The organism is Verrucomicrobiota bacterium (assembly GCA_016871535.1).
In the GTDB taxonomy this organism is placed as follows: Bacteria; Verrucomicrobiota; Verrucomicrobiia; order Limisphaerales; family SIBE01; genus VHCZ01.
Genome location: VHCZ01000219.1, coordinates 1 through 10,475 on the forward strand (window position 1 = coordinate 1; position 10,475 = coordinate 10,475).

9 protein-coding genes are annotated in these 10,475 nt (G+C 60.2%); 6 read left to right on the forward strand and 3 right to left on the reverse strand.

Annotated elements, in window-relative coordinates:
* Nucleotides 1–177 precede the first annotated feature (177 nt).
* The 4 genes from FJ398_21475 (at nucleotide 178) to FJ398_21490 (ending at nucleotide 3,647) form a co-directional block, all read left to right on the forward strand.
* Nucleotides 178–1,671, forward strand: a complete 1,494-nt coding sequence (locus FJ398_21475) for a sulfatase (GenBank protein ID MBM3840484.1) — start codon at nucleotides 178–180, stop codon at nucleotides 1,669–1,671.
* A 234-nt stretch (nucleotides 1,672–1,905) separates the two neighbouring features.
* Nucleotides 1,906–2,298 (forward strand): hypothetical protein, encoded by a 393-nt coding sequence (locus tag FJ398_21480; protein MBM3840485.1) that lies wholly within the window; start codon nucleotides 1,906–1,908, stop codon nucleotides 2,296–2,298.
* A 64-nt stretch (nucleotides 2,299–2,362) separates the two neighbouring features.
* On the forward strand, nucleotides 2,363–3,364 hold the full coding sequence (locus FJ398_21485) for a DNA adenine methylase (protein MBM3840486.1): 1,002 nt from the start codon (nucleotides 2,363–2,365) through the stop codon (nucleotides 3,362–3,364).
* Nucleotides 3,309–3,647, forward strand: coding sequence for a hypothetical protein (locus FJ398_21490; protein MBM3840487.1), 339 nt, complete (start codon nucleotides 3,309–3,311; stop codon nucleotides 3,645–3,647). Before FJ398_21485 ends, FJ398_21490 begins: the two co-directional genes overlap by 56 nt.
* A gap of 67 nt (nucleotides 3,648–3,714) precedes the next feature.
* Here FJ398_21490 and FJ398_21495 read toward each other — a convergent pair whose 3' ends face one another.
* From FJ398_21495 to FJ398_21505, 3 genes are all read right to left on the reverse strand, one after another.
* Nucleotides 3,715–5,118, reverse strand: a complete 1,404-nt coding sequence (locus tag FJ398_21495) for an ABC transporter permease (protein ID MBM3840488.1) — start codon at nucleotides 5,116–5,118, stop codon at nucleotides 3,715–3,717.
* Between the two features lie 180 nt (nucleotides 5,119–5,298).
* Entirely contained in the window at nucleotides 5,299–5,997 is a 699-nt protein-coding gene (locus FJ398_21500; protein MBM3840489.1) for an ABC transporter ATP-binding protein, read from the reverse strand.
* A 413-nt stretch (nucleotides 5,998–6,410) separates the two neighbouring features.
* Nucleotides 6,411–7,739: an efflux RND transporter periplasmic adaptor subunit gene (locus FJ398_21505; protein ID MBM3840490.1), complete on the reverse strand. Its 1,329-nt coding sequence runs from the start codon at nucleotides 7,737–7,739 to the stop codon at nucleotides 6,411–6,413.
* Between the two features lie 200 nt (nucleotides 7,740–7,939).
* Here FJ398_21505 and FJ398_21510 point away from each other — a divergent pair, with 200 nt between their 5' ends.
* Complete coding sequence (locus FJ398_21510) at nucleotides 7,940–9,769, forward strand: ClcB-like voltage-gated chloride channel protein (GenBank protein ID MBM3840491.1); 1,830 nt, start codon at nucleotides 7,940–7,942, stop codon at nucleotides 9,767–9,769.
* 277 nt (nucleotides 9,770–10,046) lie between these two features.
* Nucleotides 10,047–10,229, forward strand: coding sequence for a hypothetical protein (locus FJ398_21515; protein ID MBM3840492.1), 183 nt, complete (start codon nucleotides 10,047–10,049; stop codon nucleotides 10,227–10,229).
* Nucleotides 10,230–10,475 lie beyond the last annotated feature (246 nt).

The following is a 10,475-nucleotide window of genomic DNA, read 5'->3' on the forward strand; positions in this document are numbered from 1 at the left end:
GCCTGGGGCTGCGTTGCTCCTCGGTCACAGCCCCACTGGCGGGGGATGCTCGCTCGTCGCGCCTTGCCCCAGGCCAAATTGGGCGCAACGAACGTGAGCGTATTTACGAAACGGACCACTAAGTCTAAGAAGAACTCGCCAAGTCCCGTGCGATTTGCGAGAAGAAATCCCTGCTTCATGAATGCGCTGCTCAAAATCTACGGTGCGGCGGTTTTCGTCGCGATCTCATCCTGGTTCGTTCAGCCTGTCGTCGCCGCCACAAAACCCAATGTCCTTTTCATGGTGTCGGATGACCTGGCGGCCCGGCTGGCGTGCTATGGCGATCCGCTCGTGAAATCGCCGAATATCGACCGGCTCGCGGCTCGCGGCGTGCGGTTCGACCGGGCCTATTGCCAGTTCCCGCTGTGCAATCCGTCGCGCGCCTCGTTCCTCACAGGGTTGCGGCCCGACACGATCCGTATTTACGAAAACGCCACGCACTTGCGAGAGACGTCGCCGCGCGTGCAGACGCTCGGACAGACTTTCATGCGCGCGGGCTATTACGTCGCGCGCATCGGCAAGCTCTACCATTACGGCGTTCCGGCGCACATCGGCACGGATAGCTACGACGATTTCCAGAGCTGGCATTACCGGTTCAATCCCCGGGGGCGCGACCGCGATGACGAGGACAAAATCATTTCCATTCAACCCAATGCCACCGGCCCGGGCCGATTTGGCGCCACCTTAAGCTGGCTGGCGGCGGAAGGCGCGGACACCGAGCAAACCGACGGCGAAGGCGCGACCCATGCCGTGGCGCTGCTGGAAAAACTTCAGAAACAGAACCGGCCGTTCTTCCTGGCGGTGGGCTTCTATCGCCCGCACACGCCGTATGTCGCGCCCCAAAAATGGTTTGAACTTTATCCGCCCGATCGCATCAACTTGCCCACCGTCCCGCCCGGTTATCGGAGCACGATTCCAAAGCCTGCCTTGCCGTTCAAACCGGTCGAGGATCGCATGACGGACGAGCAACGGCGCCTGGCCATCCAGGCTTACCACGCCTCCACCAGTTTCATGGACGCCCAGGTGGGCCGGGTGCTCGACGCGTTGGATCGCCTGGGATTGGCGCGCAACACGATTGTGGTTTTCTTCAGCGACCACGGTTATCACCTTTACGAGCACGGTTACTGGCAGAAGATGTCCATCTTTGAGAACGCCGCGCGCGTGCCGCTCATCCTCGCTTTGCCTGACGGAAAAAACGCCGGCCAGGTTTGTCCGCGACCTGTGGAATTGGTCGATTTGCACGCGACCCTCGCCGACCTCTGCGGCGTGCGCGCGCCGGGCAAACTCGACGGCAAAAGCCTGCGTCCGTTGCTCCAGAATCCCGAAGCGGCGTGGACCAAACCGGCCATCACGCAGGTCGCGCGGCAAGTAGAGCGTCCCGTGACCAACGGCATCCCCGAGTCGACCCGTGTCAAATTGATGGGTTACTCCATCCGAACCGAACGCTGGCGCTACACGGAATGGAACAGCGGCAAAAGCGGCGTCGAACTTTACGACCACGAACGCGATCCGCAGGAACTGAAGAACCTCGCCCAGGACGCCGCGCACGCGGACGTAATTCGGGAGTTGCGAAAACAGCTTCACCGCGCCGCGCCCGGAGCGGGCAAGCCGTTGGCCGCGCTCGCTCCGTAATGCTGCGCGCGCTTCAGAGACCTTCCCAGTCTGTTGACTTTGGACCGCGGTGGGGCCCACGAAACACACGAAAGGCACGAAAGGAGAAGGTGTTGACCTTCGAGACACGCTCACCGGTTAGGTGCGGATCGTTTCCTTCGCAACCCGTTTGGTTTGGGTGTTTCGTGTGTTTCGTGTGTTTCGTGGGCCCAACTGCTTTTTCCGTGCTGAACCACGTGCAGTTCTGAGCCCCCAATGCCGAAAACGGAACGAATCGCAGTCACGTCGACCGGCACGCAGGGCGAAATCGCGCACGGAGAGATTGAGCGCAGCGCGTGGACCGAAGCGGACGTTCGCAAGAAAGCGTTGCGCTTGGGGGGCGCGGTGTTGGTGGCCGCGGTCTTGATGATCCCGATCCCCCTGGTGCATTTTGTGGCGATCCCCGTGGCGCTGCTCGGAGCCCCGCTGGTCTTTTTCGCCGTGCGCAAGCTCTACTCCGGCGCGAGCGACATCAAGGGGCGGCACACCCTGCCCGTCGTGCGGCGGGACGCTCGACCTCCATTTTCAGATCGACCGCTGGCCGATCCACGAAGTGTGTCCCCATTGCCGGCACTCGATTGCGATCGATCGTCCGTAATTCTTGAGTGAAAGTGTGCAGTACAGCGTGCGCTTGCATTTGACCGGCCCCGCGTGCTATCGGAGTCTCAACGACATGAAGGCGGCTTCCGATACCCAACGCGGCTCGAACCGCGGGAACGAGATCAACGGCAGCAATGGTCTGTCCGCGACTTCGGAGTTCAACAACCGCCGTCTGATTGCTCGCGCCAAAGAGCGGCGCAGCAAGATGATCGCCTTCGGCTATTATGGCGGCAAATTCTCCCATCTCGATTTCATTTTACCGTTGTTGCCGACTTATTTTATCCATTTCTGCGAACCGTTTGGCGGTTCGGCAGCGGTCTTGATCAATCGTCCGCCCGCTCCAGCAGAGACCTACAATGACCTGGATTCAGAAGTCGTGAATTTCTTCCGGTGCCTCCGGGACGAGGGCGAGGAATTGGTCCGTCTGATTAGTCTGACGCCATTCTCAAGAGAGGAGCTCGTGAAGGCCTGCACTCCTGAACCCGGGTTGACGGCATTGGAACGGGCTCGCCGCTTCTTCGTTCGTGCGCGTCAGACTCGGACTGGACTTGCGCAGACAAGTTCCGAAGGCCGGTGGGCACACTGTGTTTTGACCTCGCGGGCCGGTATGGCGGGAGCGGTCTCTCGCTGGCTTGGGAGTGTCGAGGGGCTGCCTGAGATCGTGCAGCGACTTCAACGCGTCCAGATTGAGAATGCCCCGGCCACGGAGATCATCCAACGGTACGACTCGCCGAACACGCTCTTCTATTGCGACCCTCCGTACCCGCATGAGGCGCGTGGAGACGCCAAAGCGTACGGATTCGAGATGACGGATCGAGAACATGCCGATCTGGCTGAGGTGCTCCACGGAGTGCGCGGGGCTGTCGCTATTTCGGGCTATGATTGCGGGCTGATGAACCGGCTTTACCGAGGTTGGCGGCGCATCGACGCGGACACTCGGCTCTGCAATTCGTCCAAAGGCGAACGCACGGAGTCTGTGTGGCTGAATTATGATCCGGAACCCGATGAGGATTCCACGAATGTTCCGGGACGATGCCAGCAAGAAAGATATCCCCGGCTGGAATGTGCTGGTTGATATCTTGGAGCAGGTCGAGTCCAAGATCAAAGACATCCTTTTTGCGGCCCCAGAGATCAAGGCCGAAGCCAAAGCGCCACTTGAAGAGCGCGTCCAGACGGCATTCGCCAGTGGACAGAATCTGTATGTCTTTGACTTTTTTGAACTGGCTCGGGGCGTCTTGGCGCTAGCCGGGGAAAGGATGCGAACGGTGTTCCTGAGTAAAGTTGGAGAGCACCTTGATACCTGGAGCCCCCAGCCTTCGCATAGGCAGGCCTGGAAAAAGCTCTTGGAGTCCATTTAGGACAAATCCGCAGCAAAGGGGTGGACGCTCAGGTGTGCCGAACCTTGGGCATTCAACCCGGTGACGGCTATTCGTAACGGAGGGCCTGAATAGGATCGAGCTTGGCGGCTTTGAAGGCGGGGACCAGGCCGGCCAGCACGCCCACCAGCGCGCTGAACGCAAACGCCAGCGCCATGGAATTCACGGTGATCACAGGCGTGTTTTCCGTCGGCGAGAGCATGGTCAGCATTTCGACCAATCCGTAAGAAGTGATCATCCCGGCCAATCCGCCGATGAGCGCGATCACGACGCTTTCGATGAGAATCTGGATGAAGACATCGACGTGCGTCGCGCCGATGGCCTTGCGGATGCCGATCTCGCGAATGCGTTCGGTGATGCTCGCGAGCATGATGTTCATGATGCCGATGCCGCCGACCAGCAGGCTGATCGCCGCGATGAAGCCGCCGCTCATGCGCGCGTTGCGGATGGCGGTCGTGATGTTCTCGGACCAGTTCTCCTGGGTTTGGAACGAGAAGTCCTCGATTCCTTTGTGCGTGTGCATCATGACGTTTTTGGCCTGCTGCAAGGCCGGCTCCAGCATTTCGATGTCCGCCACTTTGATGTAGAGGCTGGACAGGCGGGGATCGGGAATGCTGTTGGTGCCAAAGCCACCGGAACGAAACTTGATCCACATGGTGTTGAGCGGAATGTAAATCGTGGAATTCTTCATGCCGTACACCCAGCTATTCTGCCCGCTGCCGCGGCCACTGCCCCAGCCCCGGCGGCGTTCCGGCCCGGTCTGGACTTGTTTGGGCTGGTCCTTCTCCAGTTCGCGGAATTTGCGGTCCTGCTCGCTTTCGTAATGCTGGAACATGCCAATGATGCGGAAGGGTTGATTGTTGATGTTGATGGACTGGCCGACAGGGACGATCTCATAGCCCACCTCCTCGGGTGAACCGAAGAGTTGATCGCGAATGCTCGTGCCGATCACACAAACGTTCCAGGCGTTTTCGTCATCGATCTCATTGAACATCCGCCCGTGTTCGACGACGTGCTGGTTCATTTCCAGCGCGGTGGGCCAGGTGCCGATGAGATTGGCCCGTTCGCGGAGCGTTTTCGTGCCGTGCGTGATGAGCGTGCTGCTGCGCCCGCCCCAGCCGCCTCCGGGCGAGACGCGCATTTCCGGTGTCGCGAGCTTGATCAACGGCGCGCTCCGGCGCAGGGCATACACATCGTGGATGGTGCAGCCGACCGCTTGATCTTCGAGGTGGCGCTGGTGCGCGGGGATGTCCTGTTCTTCGATGCGAACCTTCTCCAGACCGCCAATGGCGATGAGGGCCTCTTTCATCCCATTCTCCATGCCTTTGACCAGCGCCGACATCGCGACCAGGCTCGAGACGCCGAGGATGATGCCGAGCATGGTGAGTAACGAGCGGAACTTGTGCGCCCAGATTTCCTTAAAGCCGATGGTGATGGCGTTCAGAAGGTCCATAGTCTCGTAGTCAGCCGATGTAGCGCAGAGTTGCACTCTGCCGTATCGCCGATTTGCAATCGGCGGCGCTCCGGCAAGTTCCAGAGCGCTCGATCTTGGCGGCCGCTTGCGGAATGCAATTCCGCGATACAGCAGATTGAAAATCTGCGCTACGCTTCAGCAAGATTCGAACATCGGCATTCATGCGGCACACAGTCCCGCCAGTTTCGGGTCCGATTGTTTGGCTATTTTTCCATCGCGAATCTCAATGCGCCGGGGCGTCACGGCGGCGATGTCCGGATCGTGCGTGACCAGGGCGATGGTCCGGCCTTCCTGGCTGAGCTTGCGAAACAATTCCAGAATCGCGTGGCCCGTGTGCGAATCCAGGTTTCCGGTGGGCTCGTCCGCGAAAACGATCTTCGGGTTATTGACGAGCGCGCGGGCGATGGCGACACGTTGCTGTTGTCCGCCGGAAAGCTGCATGGGTCGGTGCTTCGAGCGATTTTCCAGACCGACCATTTTAAGCGCATCCAGAGCTCGGTTTCTTCGTTCGCGTCCCGGGAGGCCGCTATAAACCATCGGCAATTCCACGTTCTGCAAGACGCTCAATTTGGGAAGCAGATTGAAGAACTGGAACACGAAGCCAATCTTGCGGTTGCGGATACCCGCCAACTGTTGGGTCGAAGCCCCGTGTATCATGATGCCATCGAGTTGAATCGTTCCTTTCGTCGGCGTGTCGAGGCAGCCGAGGATGTGCATGAGCGTCGATTTCCCGCTGCCGGACGGCCCGATGATGGAGATGAACTCGCCGGCTTGAATGTCGAGCGAGACGTCGTCCAGCGCGCGAATCTCCTCGCCGCCGAGGTGATAGATTTTGCTGACGTTGCGAAGTTCGACCAGGGCCACAGACGTAAGTATCAGGTTGGACGGTTGAGCCGCTCGCAGCGCCAAATCCGAAATCCGAAATCCGAAATCCGAAACAAATCCGAATGGGGTTCTTCGCTATTTTCAGTGGCTGCGTCGTGGATTTCGAACGTCCACTTCCCCCTCACCCTATCCCTCTCCCTCAGGGAGAGGGGAAAAGGCATCACGCGCTGGGAGCAACCCTGGGCGCTCGACTCATCGAAATGCGGAGGTCGCTGCTCCCTCTCCCCAAGGGAGAGGGCCGGGGTGAGGGGGATGAGGATCTCCAGACAGCCAAGAAGTTGGTTACTGGAATCAGCGTGGAATCCCGAACCTACGCATGAGGAATTCAAAACGGTCATACGAGTTTGGTCCGGGTTTTCGATACTCGCCGATTTGGCGCGGCTTGCTCAGCGTCCGAAAGCGGTCGATGTCGTTGGCCGCACGCCGCCCGTGCCGGTTCCGCCTGGACGCGGCGCGCTGCCGGCGCCGGCTGGCGATTGTCGGCGCGGCTCGTTGGCTCCGGTGCTGCCCGGCTTTTGCAGTCCGGCAGGCGCGCCAGACCGCCGCCCGGAATCCCCGCTCCCATCCGACGAGCGAACGCCTGCGATGCCGTCGTTTCGGCCTCCGGACAATCCTGGCGCGGTTCGAAATCCTTTGTCCTCCAGAGAGACGACTTCGCCGGACCGCAAGCCGCTGAGCACTTCAGCGTAATCATAGTCCGCGATCCCCAGTTGGACCGGGCGCCGCTCGAAGGTGTTGTCCTCCTCGGACTTCTTCACAAGCACGAACCGCTCGCCCTGCTCGGTAAACACGGCCGCCAGCGGCACGGCCACGGCGTTCTCTGACGACGCAACCGGGATGGACAAGTTAGCCGTCATGCCCGGTCGAACGCGCGGATCGATTTCCTTCTCGTGGATCCGGACACGAGCCGGGTAGCCTTTGATGCTGTTCTTGATCGTGGACTGCGGCGCCAGGCGTTCGACCACGCCCTTCAGATTCAAGCCGGGCACGGATTCGACCGCGATTCCCACTTCCTGGCCGACACTCAAGCGCGTCACATCAGCCTGGTTCACGTGCGCGTTGACGATCATGTTATTGAGGTCGGCAATGGTCAAAACTTCGGTCCCGCTGTTGAATCCGCCGGAGCCGGATACCGCCTGGCCGACGGAAACGGGGCGCGTCAACACGGTGCAATCGAACGGAGCCTCCACGCGCGTTTTCTTGAGCCGGTCTTCGAGGAGGTTGAGGTTCTTTTGCGCGCGTTCGAGGGAATTCTTGGCCAACTCGAATTCGGTTTTAGTGTCTTCGTACAGCTCTTTGGAGATCAGTTCCGCCTCGTAGAGCTCCTTGGCACGCTGGTAATTCCGCTCGGCCTTTTCCAGTTGAAGTTTGGCGCCGTCGATTTCCGTTTCGCGCGATTGCTTCTCGATCTGGAGATCCGAATCATCCAGGGTGAAGAGGACGTCGCCTTTCTTGACGCGATCCCCCAGATCGACATCGAGCGTCTTGATCCTGCCGTTGATCTCCGGGCGCACGGAAACCTGCTCGGCCGGGCCAATTTCACCGGCGGCGGAGACCTTGAATTGAATGCTGCGCGTCTCGACTACCGCCGTGGTCGGACGGTTGGCCAGGCTGTTTTCGGCCCGGCTTGCGGCCGGTTCCAGGTTGCGCCAGTTGAGCAAAGCCCAGGCGCCGCCCGCGAGAGCGATCGCACCAAGGACAATCCATTTCTTCATGATCAATCTGAATTGAGGCAGCGTTTACGCTACTGCCAAACCGCCTTCGGCGCAATCAATTGCTGCCGAGGGGCACACCAAGAATTGTTGGCCCAGTCAAAGGCGTTTGATGATTTCGTTTGGTGACGCCGAAGGTGTCTCGACCATTTCCGGATAATGCAGACTCGTAAACCGGGCCAAAAATTCATTAAACTGTGCCGGTGAGCATCTGGCTCGAAACCGCTCAGCGGTCCTTGACGGCGGCCAAGACGTTCGTTCGGGAACATTGGCAGTACTTCCTGCGCCTGCGGGAACGGCTCCGGTTCAGTGAGGAAACCTTTCATCTTCTGCTCGCGGGCCTGGTCGGCGTGGTGGGAGGGTTCACCAACCTGCTTTTCTACCTGGCAACCCAGTGGGCGCAGCTCATCAGCTTGCGACGCTCCGGGGATCTGGTCGATATCGCCAATGCGCTTTATCCGCTGGAAAGATTATTCATTCCTTTGTCGGGCGGGCTGGCGGCCGGTTTTATTCTGGGCTGGGGGCTTCGTTGGGTCGGCCCTCAAGGATCGACCAATATCCTGGAAGTGGTCGTCGCCGGGGACGGCAGACTCCCCATGCGCACCGCCCTGATCAAGGCGTTCTCCTCGCTGGTCAGCATCGCCACGGGGGCCTCCATCGGGCGGGAGGGTTCGATCACCCAGCTCACGGCCACGCTGGCCTCGAAAGGCGGCCAACTCGCCGGGTGGCATCCGTATCGGCTCCGATTGATGGTGGCGTGCGGCGTGGCTTCGGGACTGGCGGCGGCCTACAACGCCCCGGTGGCCGGGGCGATCTTTGCCGCGCAGATTGTTTTGGGGAATTTCTCCATGAGCCTGTTTGCGCCGCTGGTTTTTGCGTCCGTGGTCGCCACGATGGTTTCGCGGAGCTTCTTTGGGATCGGTCCGTGGTATCGCGTGCCCGCGTTCGACTTTCCGAGCCTGATCCAGTTGCCGTGGTTTGTAATTCTGGGATCGCTGGCGGGCGTTCTGGGGGCCTCTTTTTTGAAAATGCTGCAGTATAGCGAAGAAGCCTTCGGCAAACTGCGCTGGCCGCTTTCCGGAAAGTTAGCGCTCGGCGGATTCGCCGTGGGCGCATTGGCGGTCTTTGTGCCCGAAGTCTGGGGCAACGGCTACAGCGTCACGAACCGCATTTTGCACGGAGAACTGATCGAAACGCCGTTCCCGATCCTTTTTCTCGCGGGAATCTTCTTCGCCAAGTGGCTGGGCACGGCCATTACGGTGGGATCGGGCGCAGTCGGAGGCGTGTTCACGCCGACGCTCTTTCTGGGGGCAGGGCTGGGAAGTTTGTTCGGCCTGGTGCTTCATCGAATCGGCTGGGCCACGGATCTGGAAGTCGGCGCGTTTGCGCTCGTGGGCATGGGCAGCGTGCTGGCCGCGACGATTCATTCGCCCTTGCTGGCGGTGATCATGATTTTTGAAATCTCGCTGAATTACTCCCTGATGCCGCCGCTCATGCTCGGCTGCGTGGTTGCCACGCTCGTGGCGCGCCGATTCCACGCCGAATCGATCTACACCGAGCCGCTGCGGCGGAAGGGACTCGAAGTCGAACGGGAGAGCCAGCATCTCGGCGCCGCGACCATGCAGACGGTGGGAGATTTGATGCGCGAACCGGTGCGGCCTTTGCGGGACACGGCGACCTTTCGCGAAATCGCGGACCGCTTCCTGACCTGCTCGAATAATTTCCTCCCGGTCGTGGACGGGGATCGGCGGTTGCTGGGCATGGTCGCGCTGCAGGACATGAAGGAGTATCTCAACGCGGGCCAGGAATTGAACAGCGTCATCGCCTTCGACCTGATGCGGCCGCCGCCGCCTGGTCTCACTCCGAATCAGAAACTCCTGGCGGCGCTGCCGATTTTGCTGGCCAGCGAACTGAGGAACATTCCCGTGATCAACAATCCCGCCGAATCGAAATTAGTAGGCAATCTGGTGCGCGCGGAAGCGCTGGCGCTGCTTTCGGAAGCGATCGCCAACCGCACGATGCCGGCGCGGTAGGGTGCCCTGGGAAGCGGCCATAGCCACGGCCCATCCACACGGCCGATGAACCCACCCCTTCCCCTCCCAGGAGGGAAGCTCCGTCCAACGTCCCAAGGCTCAGGTCCCCTCCTGGGAGGGGCGAAGGGGTGGGTCGGTTCATCAGAAGGAGAACACCCCAGTTGTGCGACCTGATGGGACAGCGGAGATTTTCCCGGCTGAGCTGAAGAATCGGCACGAACTATGCAATCAAATTCCCGGACAGCGTAACCTGCTTTGCGACGCATTTTGCTGTTTTATGAACGAACTCAATGAATCGAAATCAACGTCGGCGCCGTCCGCGCAATCCGATGAGGCCCGGCCCAAAGTGCTGCCCAAGCCCGCCATCAAGCGGCTCAAACTGCCCGCATTGAAGCCGGCCCCATCCCTTGGCCAGGCGCTGAGGGACGATTCCAGCGGTCCGTTGGCCAGTGGTGATTAGACCGGCCTAAACCTGACCGATATGGAGCGCAGCCGATTTTAGATGAAGCGCGTTCCGCAGACTCTCCGCGTCCTGATGCGTTTCCACAGGTTTCAGCATGGCTTAACAGTAGGGATGAAATCTTCGGCTGACAAGCCGTCCGCCCGCCGCGGGCGCGATTAAGAGAGTCGGTCAACGACTCCGATTGACTTCCCTCTCTCCCCGCGAGGAACGAGTGGGGAGAGAGTTGGAGAGAGAGGTTTCTTA

What these genes read in the sequence shown, in the direction of transcription:
- FJ398_21475 (MBM3840484.1), top strand. Translation starts at nt 178, where the DNA reads ATGAATGCGCTGCTCAAAATCTACGGTGCGGCGGTTTTCGTCGCGATC.
- FJ398_21480 (MBM3840485.1), top strand. Translation starts at nt 1,906, where the DNA reads ATGCCGAAAACGGAACGAATCGCAGTCACGTCGACCGGCACGCAGGGC.
- FJ398_21485 (MBM3840486.1), top strand. Translation starts at nt 2,363, where the DNA reads ATGAAGGCGGCTTCCGATACCCAACGCGGCTCGAACCGCGGGAACGAG.
- FJ398_21490 (MBM3840487.1), top strand. Translation starts at nt 3,309, where the DNA reads ATGTTCCGGGACGATGCCAGCAAGAAAGATATCCCCGGCTGGAATGTG.
- FJ398_21495 (MBM3840488.1), bottom strand. Translation starts at nt 5,118, where the DNA reads ATGGACCTTCTGAACGCCATCACCATCGGCTTTAAGGAAATCTGGGCG.
- FJ398_21505 (MBM3840490.1), bottom strand. Translation starts at nt 7,739, where the DNA reads ATGAAGAAATGGATTGTCCTTGGTGCGATCGCTCTCGCGGGCGGCGCC.
- FJ398_21515 (MBM3840492.1), top strand. Translation starts at nt 10,047, where the DNA reads ATGAACGAACTCAATGAATCGAAATCAACGTCGGCGCCGTCCGCGCAA.